The 17,921-nt window shown below is 35.8% G+C and carries 14 protein-coding genes; 11 read left to right on the top strand and 3 right to left on the bottom strand.

Translation table 11 applies throughout. From position 1 onward, the window contains the following. Positions 1–77: 77 nt before the first annotated feature. Positions 78–1,243, bottom strand: a protein-coding gene (locus tag AC1MPL_RS11475; RefSeq protein ID WP_479764079.1) for an IS3 family transposase whose coding sequence is annotated in 2 segments (ribosomal slippage) — positions 78–985 and positions 985–1,243 — 1,167 coding nt in all. Because the reading frame shifts where the segments join, the coding sequence is not laid out codon by codon here. Between the two features lie 856 nt (positions 1,244–2,099). Between AC1MPL_RS11475 and pgaB the strand changes: the two genes are divergently transcribed. From pgaB to dcd, 5 genes are all read left to right on the top strand, one after another. Further along, entirely contained in the window at positions 2,100–4,100 is a 2,001-nt protein-coding gene (pgaB, locus tag AC1MPL_RS11470) for a poly-beta-1,6-N-acetyl-D-glucosamine N-deacetylase PgaB (RefSeq protein ID WP_479766081.1), read from the top strand. Positions 4,101–4,278: 178 nt separating this feature from the next. Further along, complete coding sequence (locus tag AC1MPL_RS11465) at positions 4,279–4,626, top strand: cupredoxin domain-containing protein (protein ID WP_479766079.1); 348 nt, start codon at positions 4,279–4,281, stop codon at positions 4,624–4,626. 9 nt (positions 4,627–4,635) lie between these two features. After that, entirely contained in the window at positions 4,636–5,451 is an 816-nt protein-coding gene (locus AC1MPL_RS11460) for an FTR1 family iron permease (protein WP_479766077.1), read from the top strand. Further along, on the top strand, positions 5,441–5,950 hold the full coding sequence (locus AC1MPL_RS11455) for an iron transporter (protein ID WP_479766075.1): 510 nt from the start codon (positions 5,441–5,443) through the stop codon (positions 5,948–5,950). The genes AC1MPL_RS11460 and AC1MPL_RS11455 overlap by 11 nt, the downstream gene beginning before the upstream one ends. A 314-nt stretch (positions 5,951–6,264) precedes the next feature. Then, the gene (gene dcd, locus AC1MPL_RS11450) at positions 6,265–6,834 is read left to right on the top strand and encodes a dCTP deaminase (protein WP_023273668.1); all 570 of its coding nucleotides are present in this window, start codon (positions 6,265–6,267) and stop codon (positions 6,832–6,834) included. Positions 6,835–6,866: 32 nt separating this feature from the next. On the opposite strand, the gene AC1MPL_RS11445 is transcribed toward dcd, so the two are convergent. Then, positions 6,867–8,585 carry a proline--tRNA ligase gene (locus AC1MPL_RS11445; protein WP_479766073.1) on the bottom strand — a complete coding sequence of 573 codons (1,719 nt, stop codon included), beginning with the start codon at positions 8,583–8,585 and terminating at the stop codon, positions 6,867–6,869. A 128-nt stretch (positions 8,586–8,713) separates the two neighbouring features. After that, a complete protein-coding gene (locus AC1MPL_RS11440; RefSeq protein WP_479766072.1) occupies positions 8,714–9,244 on the bottom strand; it encodes a hypothetical protein in 531 nt (176 codons plus the stop codon). 377 nt (positions 9,245–9,621) lie between these two features. On the opposite strand from AC1MPL_RS11440, the gene pilG reads away from it, so the two are divergent. The 6 genes from pilG (at position 9,622) to AC1MPL_RS11410 (ending at position 17,898) form a co-directional block, all read left to right on the top strand. After that, the gene (gene pilG, locus AC1MPL_RS11435) at positions 9,622–9,990 is read left to right on the top strand and encodes a twitching motility response regulator PilG (protein ID WP_479766070.1); all 369 of its coding nucleotides are present in this window, start codon (positions 9,622–9,624) and stop codon (positions 9,988–9,990) included. Positions 9,991–10,018: 28 nt separating this feature from the next. After that, positions 10,019–10,381: a response regulator gene (locus AC1MPL_RS11430; RefSeq protein ID WP_479766068.1), complete on the top strand. Its 363-nt coding sequence runs from the start codon at positions 10,019–10,021 to the stop codon at positions 10,379–10,381. Positions 10,382–10,396: 15 nt separating this feature from the next. After that, positions 10,397–10,924, top strand: coding sequence for a chemotaxis protein CheW (locus tag AC1MPL_RS11425; RefSeq protein WP_479766067.1), 528 nt, complete (start codon positions 10,397–10,399; stop codon positions 10,922–10,924). Positions 10,925–10,972: 48 nt separating this feature from the next. Next, positions 10,973–13,018, top strand: coding sequence for a methyl-accepting chemotaxis protein (locus tag AC1MPL_RS11420; protein WP_479766065.1), 2,046 nt, complete (start codon positions 10,973–10,975; stop codon positions 13,016–13,018). 114 nt (positions 13,019–13,132) lie between these two features. After that, positions 13,133–17,437, top strand: coding sequence for a hybrid sensor histidine kinase/response regulator (locus AC1MPL_RS11415; RefSeq protein WP_479766063.1), 4,305 nt, complete (start codon positions 13,133–13,135; stop codon positions 17,435–17,437). Continuing rightward, a complete protein-coding gene (locus tag AC1MPL_RS11410) occupies positions 17,434–17,898 on the top strand; it encodes a hypothetical protein (RefSeq protein ID WP_479766061.1) in 465 nt (154 codons plus the stop codon). Before AC1MPL_RS11415 ends, AC1MPL_RS11410 begins: the two co-directional genes overlap by 4 nt. Positions 17,899–17,921 lie beyond the last annotated feature (23 nt).

Here is a 17,921-nt window from a genome sequence, read left to right as displayed (position 1 = left end):
TTTATACCAATGGTTTAATAGCAAGCCTGTAGGTTTGATGTGTGCTGAATTATCAGGAGACTTTCACTTGGGAGATTTTAGGCAGCCAACTTGCAAAAGTCCTCTGCCATTTGATTTGGTGTCTTAAAATCCAAACCTTTTTGAATTCTTCGTTGATTATAAAATAACTCTATGTATTTTGTAATCTCCGCTTTGGCTTCTTCCCTCGTTTTATAGCTATGATGATGCACCAATTCGTTTTTGAGTATGCCCCAGAAGCTTTCAATCGGTGCATTATCGTAACAATCGCCACGCTTGCTCATTGAACCCTGAAAGCCACATTTTTCAAGTAAGTTTCGATATTCATGACCGCAATATTGGCTGCCTCTGTCTGAATGCACAATGAGGTCCTTAGTTGGTTTTTGATTGCGAATAGCCATATTCAATGCATCACAAACAAGCTTGGCTGTCATACGCTCATTTAAGCTGTAGCCAACCACTTGTTTCGTGTAAAGGTCTTTTACAGCTGCTAAGTACAACCAGCCTTCAGTTGTCCATATATACGTAATATCACTCGACCACGCTTGATTTGGTTTAATCATTGAGAATTGTTGTTCAAGCAAATTTGGATAGATCGCTCGGTTATGGTCACTGTTCGTTGTTCTTTTGAAACGCTTGTGGCGCTTACAATACAGCTGATTTAACTTTTTTATCTGACGAACGGCATAGGCACTAATTTTTACGCCCTGAGCCTGTAAATGCTTGGTTAAACGAATATAGCCATAGCTCTGTTTCGTTTCCTCATGTGCTATTTTGACCAAAATTGCTTGTTGATTTCGCTGAATTGATTGTTTACTCACACCTTGTTTTAGCCAATCATAAAAGCATGAAACTGATACGTGAAGTAAGCGAGCCATCAAAATAATAGGAAATAAGTGTCTTTGCGATTTCATATAGGCGTACCTTACTGACTTTCTTTGGCAAAGTACGCTGCTGCCTTTTTTAGAAATTCACGTTCCATTTCGGCTGTTTTAAGCTGCTGTTTAAGTTTTTTATTTTCTTCGAGTAAAGCATTTAGATCAGGTGAATACTGTTTTGTACCGGCTAAAGTCCCTGCCTTTGCCTTTGTATTCCAGTTCGAAAGGGTTTGCATGGAAATGCCGAGTTCTCTAGCTGTTTGGGATACATTGCCTTGATTGGCTTCTATTGCTTTGATCGCTTCAGCTTTAAATTCTGCCGTATACGTCTTGTGTTTCTTGCTCATGGTAAACTCCTGATGAGTATGTATAGTTTACCAAGTTAAACCCTCCTGTTTTTTCAGCAGACATCAGTTCTAACTTGAAATCAGAGTAGGTGCTTTTTCTATAAAGTTAGATGTAATTTGATAATGATAAGATGTACCAGTAACACTACAGGACGTTTCACCTACAAGTTATGTAGTAACAAAACGATGTATATGACAAAGCTTTAAAATATAGATAAGACAGTAACTTATCTTTAATTTTTACACTTTAAATATTTTAATTATACTATCGATTCAAACTCTGTTGAAAAGACATGAAAATAATGAAGAGTAAGAAAAAAGAAGAGTAGAGTAGTAAGAGTATTATATTGTTTGATTCTTTTATATATAAAGAGATAAATATTTTTATTGTAGTGTATTTATAAATTTAGATATTTTTTCTAGAGTTGCTATTTTACAAGTTTATATGTAAAAAAATATATACAGCTGTTCTACATAAAATACTTTAAATTTTTGCAATACTTAATAAATCTGCCATATATTTCCTCTAGATTGCTATAAAATCAATTTTATTTGTGGCTATGGTTAGGCCTTTTTGTTGCAAAAAAGTGACAGTTTTATGATTATTTTATGTAATGATCACGCTAAAATAAGTGTAGAAAGTCTATTTCTTTTGAAAGGTCATTTTTAGTTAAATCGAAATGATTGTTTAGTAAAATGAAAAATAAATACGCCAATATTGAATATTTATTCGGCTTAAGAACCATTTAAGCGTTATATTATAACATTTTCAATATGTGTTTATGCGTCCTAAATATGACTTTTGGAAAAACTAAATAGCCTAGTCATAAAATACTTAATTATGAATGGAAACCGTATGCTTACTCGTTTTTTAGGTTCAGTCGTTGCAGGCTGTGTCAGTCTAGCTATGCTGGGTCTATCACCTTCTATATATGCAGCTAAGAAACCCCATATAAGCCCAACGACACTGACAGTGATTGGGTACCATGAAGTGACCAACCAAGCGAATGATGCATTAATTCCATTTTATGCGGTGAGTACTGAGAACTTTGAAAAACAAGTAAAGTGGTTACAGCAAAACGGTTTTCACTTTATCTCTGTGAATGAGCTGATTAAAGCACATGCTGGTAAACTTACACTACCTGCTAAGCCAGTACTTCTTACAGTTGATGATGGCTATGAATCTTTTTATAGCAATATCTATCCATTTGTAAAAGAGAATAAGATACCTATAGTACTTGCTGTTGTTGGCTCATGGGTAGATACACCTGCTAACCAAGAAGTACACTTTGGTGATGATGAAATTAGCCGTAACAAGATTTTAACGTGGCAACAAATTAAAGAAATGAGTGATAGTGGTTATGTTGAAATTGCGAACCACAGTTACGACTTGCACCATGGTGTGATAGGTAACCCACAAGGGAACTCTGAACCGGCTGCAACCACACGTATTTATAATGCAACGACGAAGAAATATGAAGGTGATGGTGAATATAATCGACGTATTTACAATGATCTGAAGAAAAACAATGAGGCATTTAAAACCAATGGTATTCCTGTACCACGTGTAATGGTTTGGCCATATGGTCGTTACAACATGGAAACAGTGCGTATTGCTAAACAGCTAGGTATGCCAATTACCATTACTTTAGATGATGGCCCTGCATATTTGAAAAAGTCACTAGGTGCATTAAACCGCATCTTGGTTGAACATGACATGACTTTAGATGATTTAGGTCGAGAAATTGAAAGCCGAGAAAAGAATCTTGGGGATAACTATCGTCCACAAAAAATCATGCATGTTGATTTAGACTACATCTATGACAAAGATGAAAAACAAGAAGAGAAGAACTTAGGTGCTTTACTCGATCGCATCCAAAAAATGAATGTGAACACAGTTTACTTACAAGCGTTCTCAGATCCAGATGCCAATGGTTCAGCGGATATGGTTTACTTTCCAAACCGCTACATTCCAATGCGTCAAGACTTGTTTAACCGAGTTGCTTGGCAAATTGCATCACGTACCCAAGTACAACGGGTATATGCATGGATGCCACTACTTGCATGGGAGCTTCCAAAATCTAATCCTGTTTCTAAAGACCTAGTAGTTACACAACAACCGAAGCATAGTGACCATTTAAATATGGGTTATATTCGTTTGTCACCATTTTCAGCACCTGCACGTAAAGTTATTGAAGGTATTTATCAAGATTTAGGAAAGTCAGCAACGATTGACGGTATCTTATTCCATGATGATGCGACATTGTCTGATTATGAAGATGCCAGTCCTGAAGCGTTACAGGCATATAAAAAAGCAGGATTGCCAACAGATTTAGAAGCGATACGCAAAGATGACAAGACGCTACAAAAATGGGCAGCATTTAAAACAAACTATTTAGACAACTTTGCGTTACAATTAGCAGCAGAAGTTAGACAATATCAACCTGCATTACACACAGCGCGGAATATGTATGCGCAAGTTGTATTAAACCCGAATGCAGAGACATGGTATTCTCAATCACTTGAACAGTCATTAAATCGTTATGACTTCACAGCTATCATGGCTATGCCTTATATGGAGCAAGCCAAAGATAAAACTAAATTCTATTCAGATATTGTTAAACGCTTAAAGCAGTATCCAAATGGGATTCGCAAATCTGTCGTTGAATTACAAGCGGTTGATTGGAGGCAGAACAGTAAGCCGATTCCATCACAGGAGTTAGCAGATACGATTAAGTCTTTATATCAGCAAGGTGTTATGCATGTTGCATATTATCCCGATGATCCAATTACAGGTCATCCCGATCCAACGATTATGCGCCAAGCATTTGATTTCAAACACAGTGATATGCCTTAAAACTTAATTAAAAAAATTCTAAAAAAGATAGCCCTGCTTATAGTGGGACTATCTTTTTTATTATCTTACTTTTTTATAAAATATATAAATATCAATAATTTAATGTAAAAAATACGCTTACAAAACCAACTTCCCATGCTATATTGATAACAATTATCATTATTTTTATGGTTTCAGTATGATAAAAAATCGATTGTTACTGAGCATTGCGGTATTGGTAAGTAGTTTTTCAATTGCGATGGTAGTGAGTGCGGCTGATCGTGAAAATATAAAACTCACACTTACAGATAAAGGTTTTATTCCCAATAAAATCACTGTTCATCAAGGGCAAAAGCTCTTAATTCAAATGACGAATACTACGCAAAAAGTTGCAGAGCTTGAAAGTTACGATATGAAGTTCGAAAAAATCGCAACGCCAGGCGGAACCATTACTGTATTTGCAGGCCCATTGAATGTTGGTACATATACTTTCTTCGATGACTATAGTTCAACGGGTGTAAAAGGCACTCTACAGGCCACTCCGTGAGGTATCTCTATGTTTGCGACACTGTTAATAGTTTTTAGAGAAGCTTTTGAAGCAGGACTTGTAATTTCAGTCATTTTGTCTGCTTGTAAAGGTATAGATATTAAGTGGCAGGTTATTTTAGGAATAGTTCTAGGGCTAGTTTTTGCCTGTATTCTCGCAGGATTTACCAACACCATCGAGAATCTTTTATCTGGTCGTGGTTTGGAAGTTTTTAATGCGTGTTTACTTTCCCTAACCGCAATTATGCTGACATGGCAAATTACATGGATGTCGACGCATGGTAAGGAAATTGCAGAGAAAAGCTCTAGCCAAGCCATAGATATTATAAAGAATCAGAGTAATAAGTTTTCAATAGCCGTTATTGTCATGGTTGCTGTAATGCGTGAGGGTTCAGAGGTTGTTATGTTCCTCTATAGCATTATGGTTTCATCGGGTACAGGGGTAAAAAGTATTGTCATTGGTGGTCTGCTTGGCATATTACTTGGCGCTATTGTTTCTTGGATTATGTATAAAGGTCTAGTTCTTATCTCTATTCGTAAAATATTCCTATATAGCAATATTTTACTTTCTCTTATTGCTGCGGGGCTTGTTTCACAGGCAACAGGTATTTTGGCATCAATCGATCTACTGCCTGCATTAGGTTACAACATTTGGGATACGTCAAATGTACTTTCCGATAATGGATGGCTTGGTAATGTGATGCGCGCACTTTTTGGTTATACATCAACTCCGATGGGGATACAGTTATTATCATGGGTAATAACTCTCCTTGTCATTATTTCACTTACTAAAATATTTAAGAGGGCGGCTACAAATGCAAATTAAAAGTTTATTGGCAATTGGGGCATTAGTTATTGCGGGACCTACTTTTGCAAAGGAATATCCTGTTGGTGGGCCTGTACATATAAATGGTATGGAAATTGCGTCATCTTATCTTTTAGATATTGAAACTGATCCTATGCCGATGTCTATGGATATGGGTAAAGATGTTATCCATCTTGAAACAGATGTACATGCAACAGCTGATAATAAATGGGGTTTTCCTGCAGATGCATGGATTCCTTATTTAAGTGTTGATTATGTTGTGCAGAAAGTCGGTGATAGTAACTTTTTAGAATTTGGTCAAATGTTACCTATGTCTGCGGCAGATGGTTCTCACTACGCACACAGTGTAAAAATGGGTGGGCCGGGAACATATAAAGTGACACTTAAATATACAGCACCAGATGAAAAAGGTTATGAGCGTCATGTAGACAAAGCAACTGCTTTACCGCAGTGGTTTAAGCCATTTACAGAAACATTCACATTTAAATACCCACAATAAGGGGTTGTTTTGTGGGTAAGTTTTTACTGCTTACCCACAATAAATATTAATAATAATATATGATTTATTCTTGCAAAAAAAAATCCTATAAATTTGTATTTAAACAATGTATTTGACACATATTTAACAGCCAAGTCATCGTTTCTAATAAATCTCATCTAATCTATGAGAGGCGATATTGAACCTATTACTGAATAATTTTGTGAAATGATTTGTCCTTAAATGTATGTAAACAACACATCTACAATATTTCCATTAACTATAAATTCAGTTAAAGTACATGCAGAAATATGATTATTTAATTTGGAATAGATATGGCAATAAAATCTGATCGTTGGATTCGGGAAATGAGCCGTGAACATGGCATGATTGAACCTTATGCAGAAAATCAGGTTCGTTTTAATGATCAAGGTGAAAAACTCATTTCATATGGTGTTTCTAGCTATGGTTATGATGTGCGCTGTGCACCTGAATTTAAGGTTTTTACAAATGTTCATTCTGCAATTGTGGATCCTAAGAACTTTGATGACAAAAGTTTTATTAATATTGAATCAGATGTTTGTATCATTCCACCGAACTCGTTTGCTTTGGCTCGTACAGTAGAGTATTTTCGTATTCCACGAAATGTATTGACGGTATGCTTGGGTAAATCAACTTATGCGCGTTGTGGAATCATTGTGAATGTCACACCGCTTGAACCAGAGTGGGAAGGGCATGTTACTTTAGAGTTTTCTAATACAACAAATTTGCCTGCTCGAATTTATGCGGGTGAAGGTGTTGCGCAGATGCTCTTTTTTGAAAGTGATGAGGTATGTGAAACATCATATAAAGATCGGGGTGGTAAATACCAAGGTCAGACAGGTGTGACATTACCTAAAGCATAAAAAAACCGCTCATTTTGAGCGGTTTTTTCTGATTATACTTTTAGTTTTTCTAAGAGTTCATCTTTATTTAGGTTTATAGAACTTTCATCTCTACGGCCTTTATATTCAAAAGTGCCAGCATCCAAGCCCTTTTCACCAATAACAATACGGTGAGGAATACCTGTTAATTCAAGATCTGAAAACTTAACACCAGGACGCTCATTTCGGTCATCAAGTAAAACGTCATAGCCGAGTTCGAGTAATTCTTTATAGAGTGCTTCCGCAGCTTCTAAAGTACGTGGTGATTTATGTGCATTCATTGGCACAATGGCAACTTCAAAAGGTGCTAGCGCTTTTGGCCAAATAATACCTTTATCATCGTAGTTTTGCTCTATGGCAGCAGCCAATACGCGTGTAACCCCGATACCATAGCAACCCATAGATACCGTTGCAGGTTTGCCATCTTCGCCAAGAACCGTACAATTTAAAGCTTCTGAATATTTTTGACCTAATTGGAAAATATGGCCAACTTCAATACCGCGTTTAATTTGTAATGTACCTTGACCATCTGGCGATGGGTCACCATCTACAACATTACGCAAGTCATATGTTTCAGAGAAGTGAGCATCTCTTTCCCAGTTTAAACCGATCGTATGTTTATCAGAAATATTTGCACCTGCAATAAAGTCAGAAAGAACTGATGCTGCTCTATCTACAATGACAGTAATGCCTTTTTCTTTTAGACCTTGTGGGCCAATAAAGCCAGCAGGCAACTCAAGAGCTTTTAATTGCTCTTCAGTGGCAAATGTGAGTGGGGTCGCAATAAGTGGATGTGACTCAGCTTTAATCGTATTGAGTTCATGGTCACCACGTAAAAAGAGTGCTACCACTGGAGTATCTGAGTTTTCATCAGCTGCTATACCTTGTACCAGTAATGCTTTTACAGTTTGGTTAGCAGGTACTTTGAGATATTCAGAAACTTTAGCAATTGTATTTTGTGCTGGCGTTTCAACTATTTTTATATTTTGTTGTGGTGCAGGTTTTTCCCCAACTAGAATCGCCTCAGCTTTTTCAACATTGGCTGCAAAGTTTGATTCTGTAGAAAAAACAATAGCATCTTCACCACTTGATGCTAATACATGGAACTCGTGTGATGCAGAACCACCAATAGAACCTGTATCTGCTTGTACTGGTCTAAAATCTAGCCCAAGACGAGTGAAAATACGACAGTATGTTTCATACATCGAATTATAAGTTTCTTGTAGTGACGCTTGATTAATATGAAAGGAATAAGCATCTTTCATAATGAATTCACGAGATCTCATTACACCAAAGCGAGGTCTAACTTCATCTCTAAACTTGGTTTGAACTTGATAAAAGTTTAAAGGAAGTTGCTTATAGCTTTTTAGCTCGTTACGTACTAAGTCTGTAATGACTTCTTCATGTGTTGGTCCAAGAACAAAGTCATTTTGATGACGATCTTTGAAACGTGTTAGTTCCGGACCATATTGTTCAAAACGACCTGATTCTTGCCATAAGCTCGCAGGCTGTACGACTGGCATAAATACTTCTAATGCACCAGAGCGATCCATTTCTTCTTTAATGATTTTCTCAATTTTATTCAGGACACGTTTACCTGTGGGTAACCATGTGTATAGTCCTGATGCAAGTTTACGAATCATCCCTGCTCGAAGCATGAGCTGATGTGAAATGATTTCAGCATCGCTCGGGTTCTCTCTGAGTGTTGCAAACAAAAAGCGACTCGCGCGCATTTGAAGTTGTCCTAATACCAAAAAATAAATACACACTTTACTTTGATTAAAAGTAAGGCGACTGTTAAACCATCAAAGTCTAAGCGTGCAGTGTGGTAGAAAATGACACAGAAGTAAATAACTTCATGCTAGTGTTCTTCGAGTTTTTTTAATCTTGAGATAATCTTGTCATATTGTTGTTCAGTTTGTTGGTACTGTGCTTGTAGTTCAGTAATCTTTTTTTGCGAGAGAGCTATTTTATAGCTTGTATCTTCAATAGACTCTTTTAAATGTTTAGGGACACTCTTTTTATCATATAACAATTCAAACTCTTCACCACGAAGGTCCCTTAAATAATCTTGTAGAGAGTCGTATTGCTTTCTTTGAAGAGAAATCTGATCTTGAATACCTCTGAGCAGATTTTTTTTTCTTTTTTCTGCGATATTACTATGCGTATAAATTTGTTGCATACGATTATCTATAGCTTCTTGTTCAGCCTCTTTTTCTTTTTTTTGTCTTAATGCCTCGGTGTTTTGTAAAGGCGGAATGTGGCGAATAGATTCTAGATCGTTATTGATAATATCATAGCCATAACGAATATGTTCAGGTGAAATAGATGTACTAATAGTAGGTACACCTTGGCGGTCATAATATCTATACCAAGTTGTCGCAGCGCTCATTTGATTAAAACTAAAGAAAAAAAATGAAACAAAAAAAGAAGACAAAATGGTTCTGCTTAAATGACGACGACTTTTTAATGAAAAAACGTGTTTTAAGTACATTACAGTCTCAAGAAGAATAAATAGAGCAATAAAGGAGCTATTATCAACTGAATGCTTTTTAATGCTCAAGTGTTATTTTAAAATAAGTAAAAATAGTTTGAGTTGTCAAAAAATATTAATTTATAAATGATATGCTTACACATTATAGATGAATTTATTTATTGAAAATTCAACTAAATGAATGTTTAATATTGTCTTAATTAGCCCTAAAGTTGTTGGCTGAATAAAGCAATTGACCAGATGAGTAACGGCATCATTGAATTTAAGGGGATAAGATGAGTAGTCTAAAAGTAATGGTTATTGATGATTCAAAAACTATTCGCCGTACAGCCGAAACTCTGTTACAGCGAGAGGGTTTTGAAGTAATTACAGCAGTTGATGGTTTTGAAGCATTATCAAAAATTACAGAGACCAAACCAGATATTATTTTTATTGATATTATGATGCCGCGTTTAGATGGTTATCAAACGTGTGCTCTGATTAAAAATTCGGAGCAATATAAAGATACGCCAGTTATTATGTTATCTAGTAAAGATGGTTTATTCGATCGTGCTAAAGGTCAAATTGTTGGTTCAGATGAATATCTGACTAAGCCGTTTAGTAAAGATGAGTTAGTGAATGCCATTCAAACTTATGTGAAGTAATATTGTTTATTTTATTTTGGGGGAACAAATGAAACGTATTTTAATTATTGATGATTCACCAACAGAAGTATTTCGTTTTAGAGAAATTCTTACTAAATATGGTTTTGAAGTGATTGAAGCAAATAATGGTGCAGATGGTGTAACAGCTGCGGCAGCAGAAAAGCCTGACCTTATTTTAATGGACGTTGTGATGCCAGGTGTAAACGGGTTCCAAGCAACACGTCAAATTTCACGTTCTGAACATACAAAAGATATTCCAGTTATTATTGTAAGTACAAAAGACCAAGAAACTGATCGTGTATGGGGCAAGCGCCAAGGTGCAAAAGACTATTTAACTAAGCCTGTAAATGAGCAAGAATTGATTGATGCAATTCACTCAAATCTTGTATAAGGCCTAAAGTTAGCGATGGCAGCAAGAGGCTTTCTTGAATTACTACGTCTTGCGAGACAAGGCGATAAACATCAGCAAGCTATTGCTGATAGTGTAAATAGATGGTCTGGTATTGCCTTTGAAATACAGGGGCAGTCCTTTGTTGTGCCTTTAGGAGAAGTGGCAGAGGTTATTTATTGTCCTAGCCTAACGCCAATACCTAATGGGGAACCTTGGTTAAAGGGGTTAGCAAATATTCGTGGTCAATTACTTACAGTAATTGATCTACAAGAATACTTGTTAAAAGTGCCAACAAAACGTGTAAGGCAACAAAAACTTTTATGCCTACAGCATCAAGATCACTATATTGGTTTGATGGTTGATCAGGTATTGGGGATTCAGCACTTCAATAAGCAAAGTTTTTTCTCATCTACATCAGATTTAAATCAATCTTTAGAGAAATATTGTTCTGGCTGTTTTAATTATGATCAGAAATATTGGCATGTTTTTTTATTTAGCCAACTGATTAAAGACTTTAAACAGGTTCATGCAGTACTAAGTTAGAAAATTAGCATTTGTATTATTACATATTTGTGATTTCAGGGGGAGCCAATGGGCTTTAAAAATCTGGTGAGTAGTAATAGCACCGTTAAGAAAGTAAATATATACTTAGATGGGCTAAGTCATAGTTTTGGAACGCAAAAAAAAGTTAAGCCTCTTCTTTTGTTAAGCTTTTTTAGTATTATTTTTACATTAATTGTTTTGTTATCTATTTTTTATAGTACAACAAAGCATAATGCTGTTACGCAAAGTCTTTCAGATTTGAAGCTCATATCTCAAGTTGTTTCTCGTCAAGTTGCGGATATTAACTCCTCAGGAGCTGATACATCATTTAATAAGCTAAAAGAAAGTAATGAAGATTTTTATCATAATCTAAAGGTAGTGCAAAACTCATCTCAAGTTACTGGTGATGTGAATAAGATTGCACAGCAATGGAATGATATTTCTCAAAAAATTGAGATGATTACAAGCAATAAAACCATTTTAAATGAGTTGCGTGCAACAACAATTCAAATGGACCAAATTATTCCTGGTCTACAATCTCAATATAATGCTGTTGTTGATGATATGGTGAAGCGCCATTTGCCAACAAACCAAGTTGCTGTTGCTAAGGATCAAGTGATAGTTGCTGAACGTATTTTACGTTCAATGCATGATGTTTCTGCAATTACAAAATCTGAAAATACAGATGCTGCAAATGAATTTAAGGACAATACAGAAACATTTGGCACATATTTAGATGCTCAACTTAATGGTGATCCAGACTTTGGGGTTGATAAAGTTGTTGATCCAGATTTACGTAGTAGATTAATAGATATTAAAAAAGAATATGATCAAGTTGTAAAAGCCAGTGCAGCGATTGTTTTTAATAACTCACATAAAGTGACTGCAGTTCAAAAAGCATCCGTATCTATTTTCCAAGACTCTGATACATTATTACAAAATTTAGATGATTTATCGGTTTCATCAGTTTTAACTGTATATTTACCACGTTTTCTATTAATTCTTGGTTTTGTAGTTTTCTTAATTTCTTTTTATAAACTTGTACAACTACGTGGTGAAGAAGATAAAAAGCGTATTCAAGAGTTACAAGATGAATATGATCGTAACCAAGGCGCTATTTTACGATTACTTGATGAAATTGCTGACTTGGCAGATGGTGACTTACGTAGTTATGCAACAGTATCGGAAGACTTTACAGGGGCTATTGCCGATTCGATTAACTTTGCGATTGATCAATTACGTGACCTTGTTTCGCGTATTCATGCAACATCACAGGAAGTTGCACGTTATACCCAAGATACACAGAATGTAACCAATGGTTTGGCCGAATCATCTAAACAACAGTCGGATGAAATTTTAGGTGCTTCTAAAGCAATTAATGAAATTGTAGTTTCAATTGGTGAGGTATCAACGAACGCTACAGAATCTACTGAGGTTGCGAAGCGATCAGTTGAAATTGCATCTAGTGGTGCTGATGTCGTAAATCGCTCTATGCATGGTATGGATACGATTCGTGAACAGATTCAGGAAACATCTAAGCGTATTAAGCGCCTTGGTGAATCTTCACAAGAAATTGGTAACATTGTCTCGCTGATTAATGATATTGCTGACCAAACAAACATTTTGGCATTGAATGCAGCAATTCAGGCATCTATGGCGGGTGAGGCTGGTCGAGGGTTCGCAGTTGTTGCTGATGAGGTTCAGCGTCTTGCGGAAAGATCTGCATCTGCAACAAAACAGATCGAAGGCCTTGTACGTACCATTCAGGCTGATACAAATGAAGCTGTAATTTCAATGGAACATACAACATCTGAGGTTGTACGTGGTGCGAACTTAACGAAAGATGCGGGTGTTGCCCTAGATGAGATTCAAACAGTATCTACATCACTTGCACAGTTAATTGGTAACATTTCTAGTGCAGCACAGCTACAGTCTGTTTCTGCAACTAAAGTTGCTGATACGATGAATGTTGTACAAGAGATTTCAGCTCAAACAACTTCCGCGACCTTTGATACAGCAAGATCTGTTTCTGAGCTTGCAAATATGGCAGAGTCATTAAGAGAGTCAGTAAGTGACTTTAAACTACCTGAATAAGTAGCCTCTTATATTCTCTAGTTATCTTATAAATTTTAGCCGCTACATTGATCTATGTATTTATAGATCAATGTGCAGTGAGCAAAGGCTAAACAGATAAATTTTGAGCGAGCGATGAACGAATTAGTGCAAAAGCTAATAGCTGATGTTCCTGTACCAATAGATAGCTATTTAGATCAAGATGCAGAAATAATCGATATTTTTATTGAAGAAGCTGCAGAAATCATTGTAGAGCTTAAAAGCCTGTTTATAACTTGGCAGGAAGATCTACATGATATTGAAACCATAAAAACAATACGCCGTCATTTTCATACCTTAAAAGGTTCGGGTAGAATGGTGGGAGCAAATCAGGCAGGCGAGCTTGCTTGGTGTGTAGAAGATCTATTTAATAGTATTCTTAATGATACTGCTAGAATTACGTCAGAAATCCAACAATATTGTATTCAATGTTTCAGTTTCTATATGACTGAGGTCTATCCCCATATTGAAAAATATGAAGCATTAGACAAGGTTGATATTCGTCCTTTACTGTTTATTGGAAAACAGCTTAAAGATAAGAAGGAAATAGATCCTACACTGCAAGTATTATATCTTAACGATACGCAAAATAATGATCAAGAATCTGAACCTACGGAGTCTTCTACAGTTGTAGCTTCTATTGCTGATAGCAATAATATGGTTAATGTAGAAAGGCTTTATGTAAATGGGATAAGTATATCCCCAGAAACGCTTGTGATTTATTTAGATGAAGCATATGAGCATCTTGCAACAATTAGAGCCTATCTTAATGAATCAGTTCATACTGAAAAGCAAACGGTATCTTTAATCCGTAGCATACATACCTTAAAGGGTAGTTCTGGTATGGCTCAGATTGAACCTTTGTGTGAAACAAGTGCAAATGTTGAATTGTCATTAAATCAAGAGCTACAAGAAACAGGTGAGTTACATCTTAGTCTAGACCTGTTGAAACAGTTCGCTGAGTTTTTGAGTCATTATTTAGATGGCCTGAAAAATAATAATGTGTCTTTAAGAGAGACTTGTTTAGAGAAATTCAAGCTAACTTGGGAACAATATTCTCAGTATATTAAAGTTGTTGATGATAAAAAGCCTTTAATTAATGAAATTGTTGGTTTGGGAATTGACAACTTACTAGATTTAAGTAACGACTTTACACAAATCGTTTGGGACTCAGCTGAAGACTATCTCACTAGCCTAGTTGATGAAAGTGACATACTTATTCAATGGGCAAAAACAAAACATCTTTTTGATACAGAAGATTATCTTATTACGCTGAGAGAGGGCTATGTTCTTTTACTGACGATTGCCTTTACTGACTATGATTTATTAAAAAAAGTATCGCCACTTTTAGATGATTTTCATGATAGCTTAATTGTATACTTTGATTATATGGCATCTGGACAAAGTACCCAGATTCTTTTGCATAAGAAAAGTGAGCTAAAAGAAGCACTTAAAGAAATAAATCATTTATATAGTCAATCTGAATATTTTGAAGATAAGTCTAAAATAGCATCATCTATTAAAGATGAAAATATAATACATCAATCAGTTCAAAAGTTAAGTTTGGATAAGCAAACTATATCTGATACTGCACCAAATGTATTAGATGATTCTGAACTCATCGATATTTTCTTAGATGAGGCAGAAGAACTGGTTGAACAAATTGAAGCTGATTTGTCTACATTCCAAAGTAACTTTGAAAATATTGATGTATTAAAGAATTTGATGCGTTATTTGCATACTTTAAAGGGTAGTGCAAATATGATTCAAGCTGAAAACTTTGGCTTGATAGCTCATCATTTAGAATCGGTTTATGAAAGTCTAATTTATCAAAAGCTTACAGCGAATGAATCAATGTTGAATATTATTCGACTTGTTCAAGATCAATTTGCAGAGAGAATTGATTTTATTCGTCATTCAAAGATAGATTATTCATCTGCACATACTGTTAGTGTTATTACTGGCTTGAAAAATGGTACCTATGTTTATGATACTGAGTTTGAAAGTGTTAGTGCTAAAGAATCAGAAATAGCTATTGAAAAGGCGATAAATGAAGAGCTTGCTTCTGATGATGTAATTGATTTATACAAAAATGTTACATCAGAGTTTAAAGCACATGCCCTTGGTCAGCTTAATAACTTAACTAAAGCATTTGATGTGTGGTGTGAGGAACGTCAGAATCGAAGCTTATTGCTTGCACTTCAGCGTGTTGCACATATTTTATATGATGATGCAAAAGCAATTGAGAAAGGGACTGTTTTTGAATTATCAGAGCTGCTTGTTGATACATTTGAAAAATTTGCTTTATATCAGGTTAAAACAGATATTTATGATGGTTTAATTTTAACTAACTTTGCGACGATAGAGCGTATTCTTACTGGAGAAAAGCCAGCTAAAGAAGAAGTTGATAAAGTTATCAATGATCTAAAATATTTGCAGTTTAATGTTGATAGTGCAGATAATATTGATGAGTCCTTTATTGGTTTGCAATATGCTGTCGGAGATGGTACAGAACCGCCATCAATGATGGGGCAATGGGCTGATAGTTCAGAGCAATCTCAATCTAATGAGATGATTCGTGTATCATCTACATTGGTTGAAAAAGTATCGAACCTTACTGCGGAAAGTTCAATTAACCGCTCACGTGTAGAGATGGGCTTAAACCAATTCACCTCCACACTTTCGGAAATGGAGCTTGCAATTAAACGTCTGTCGGATCAGTTACGCCGAATGGAAGGTGAGCTTGAAACGCAAATTTTAGCAAGACATAGTATTGAAGGTACTCAATATGAGGAGTTTGATCCGCTTGAAATGGATCAGTACTCATCACTGAACCAATTATCTAAATCTCTTGCCGAATCAGCTTCTGATTTACTCGACTTTAAGGCAACTTTGGCTGATAAGGTGCGAGATTCAGAGTCTCTTTTATTAGAGCAAGCACGTATTCAAACAGATGTTCAGGATCAGTTAACACGAGTAAAATTGGTTAAGTTCTCATTGATTGAATCGCGTTTACAGCGTTTGGTTAGACAAACTTCAATGACTGTAAATAGATCGGTTAATTTTGAAATTATTAATCCGCGTTTGGAAATTGATAGAAGTATTTTAGATAAGCTAGTTGCTCCATTGGAGCATATGATCCGTAATGCAATTGATCATGGTATTGAAAGTGTAAGAGAGCGCCGTCAAAGTGGTAAAACCAGTGAGGGTAATCTTAAAATATCGTTATCACGTCAGGGTACAGATATTCTCATTGATATTACAGATGATGGTAAAGGTATTGATGTTGCTCGTGTTAGACGTAAAGCAAAATCTTTAGGTTTAATTTCAGAGTCTGATAATGTGACAGATGAAGATGTATTGCAGTATATTTTCCACTCAGGTTTTTCTACGGCAAGGGAAGTAACACAAGTTTCTGGACGTGGTGTAGGGTTAGATGTTGTAAGAAGTGATATTCGAGCTATGGGGGGAAGTATTTCTGTAGTTTCGGTTGCTAATGAGGGAACAAAGTTCTCGCTTCGTATTCCAACCATTGTTGCAGTGACCGATGCACTTATGGTCAAAGCAGGTGAACAGCAATTTGCATTACCATTGTCTCAGATTGAGCGTATTGTACGAGTTGACCCTCAGGTGTTACAGAGATACTTCTCGAGTAGTTCTGAGTTTTGTCGGATTGAAGGTAGTAGATACCGTCTACGCTATATTTCAGACTTTTTAGGGTATGCTAAAGAACCTAATTTAAATACAACAGAGACACTACCTGTCTTAATTATTAAAGATCATAACAATCAGTCTATTGCACTACTTGTAGATCAATTAATTGGCTCTCGTGTTGAAATTGTAGTGAAACCACTGAATAGTCACTTGAAAGATATTGAAATTCTAAGTGGTGCAACAATTTTAGGTGATGGTAAAGTCTGTTTAATTTTGGATGGTCAAACGATAGCGCGTACAGTACAAAATAGCCAACGTCGCCTTAATCTTACAGCTGCAAATGTACAGCATCAAAATACAGATATTCGACATTTAGCGATGATTGTCGATGACTCGGTAACTGTGAGAAAAGTAACTTCACGCTTATTAGAGCGCCAAGGTTATGAAATTGTGACAGCTAAAGATGGTGTTGATGCAGTTGAAAAGTTAGAAAACATTCGTCCTGATATTATGTTACTTGATATTGAAATGCCACGAATGGATGGTTTTGAGGTTGCAAACCAAGTACGCCATCATGCAATTCACAAAGATCTTCCTATCATTATGATCACATCTAGAACTGGCGAGAAACACCGTGAGCGTGCGTTAAGTCTAGGAGTGAATTATTATATGGGTAAACCTTTCCAAGAGGATGCGTTGCTTGAGCAGATGGATGTTGCTTTGAAAGAATCTAGGGGTAAAAAATGAGTAATAGATCAAATATGCACAGTGACTTGAATATTGCATCTGCGCAAGGACTAAGTGATCTAATAGCTGTTTCAACTGGTTTTGTAGACGTTTTTAAAATTCAATGCCATGAGCAACCTGACATTTTAATTCCACAAAACTTAGTTCTATCTGTACAGGTACATCTGACAGGTAAAAAAGTAATGAAATGGCATGATTTGGAGCTACCAGTGTATGCTGTACATCAACCCGATTTAGATGAAGTGACTGCTTTAATCATTGAGGGTGAAATGCCAAGTCGACGTTTTGCTCTTTTGTGTGATGAAATGCCTGAAGCTGTACGTTTACGTATTTCTGAAGTTGTAGATGTCGATCAGGAAGTTAAAGAAAACTCTGGGATTTTCCAATACGTCAGTATTCGAGAGGAACTTTGTCAAATTCCTAATCTAGATGATATTTACGAAACTATAATTCAAGATTAAAAAAGGGCTTTAAGCCCTTTTTT

Source organism: Acinetobacter sp. N1-1 (assembly GCF_056711485.1).
The sequence above is the reverse complement of the archived record's forward strand: the minus strand, read 5'-3'. Positions and strand labels throughout refer to the sequence as shown.

Excerpts from the sequence above, each read along its gene's own strand:
- AC1MPL_RS11445 (WP_479766073.1), bottom strand. The coding sequence starts at position 8,585 with ATGCGCGCGAGTCGCTTTTTGTTTGCAACACTCAGAGAGAACCCGAGC.
- AC1MPL_RS11420 (WP_479766065.1), top strand. The coding sequence starts at position 10,973 with ATGGGCTTTAAAAATCTGGTGAGTAGTAATAGCACCGTTAAGAAAGTA.
- AC1MPL_RS11430 (WP_479766068.1), top strand. The coding sequence starts at position 10,019 with ATGAAACGTATTTTAATTATTGATGATTCACCAACAGAAGTATTTCGT.
- AC1MPL_RS11410 (WP_479766061.1), top strand. The coding sequence starts at position 17,434 with ATGAGTAATAGATCAAATATGCACAGTGACTTGAATATTGCATCTGCG.
- AC1MPL_RS11455 (WP_479766075.1), top strand. The coding sequence starts at position 5,441 with ATGCAAATTAAAAGTTTATTGGCAATTGGGGCATTAGTTATTGCGGGA.
- AC1MPL_RS11415 (WP_479766063.1), top strand. The coding sequence starts at position 13,133 with ATGAACGAATTAGTGCAAAAGCTAATAGCTGATGTTCCTGTACCAATA.
- AC1MPL_RS11465 (WP_479766079.1), top strand. The coding sequence starts at position 4,279 with ATGATAAAAAATCGATTGTTACTGAGCATTGCGGTATTGGTAAGTAGT.
- AC1MPL_RS11425 (WP_479766067.1), top strand. The coding sequence starts at position 10,397 with ATGGCAGCAAGAGGCTTTCTTGAATTACTACGTCTTGCGAGACAAGGC.
- pgaB (WP_479766081.1), top strand. The coding sequence starts at position 2,100 with ATGCTTACTCGTTTTTTAGGTTCAGTCGTTGCAGGCTGTGTCAGTCTA.
- pilG (WP_479766070.1), top strand. The coding sequence starts at position 9,622 with ATGAGTAGTCTAAAAGTAATGGTTATTGATGATTCAAAAACTATTCGC.
- AC1MPL_RS11460 (WP_479766077.1), top strand. The coding sequence starts at position 4,636 with ATGTTTGCGACACTGTTAATAGTTTTTAGAGAAGCTTTTGAAGCAGGA.
- dcd (WP_023273668.1), top strand. The coding sequence starts at position 6,265 with ATGGCAATAAAATCTGATCGTTGGATTCGGGAAATGAGCCGTGAACAT.
- AC1MPL_RS11440 (WP_479766072.1), bottom strand. The coding sequence starts at position 9,244 with ATGAGCGCTGCGACAACTTGGTATAGATATTATGACCGCCAAGGTGTA.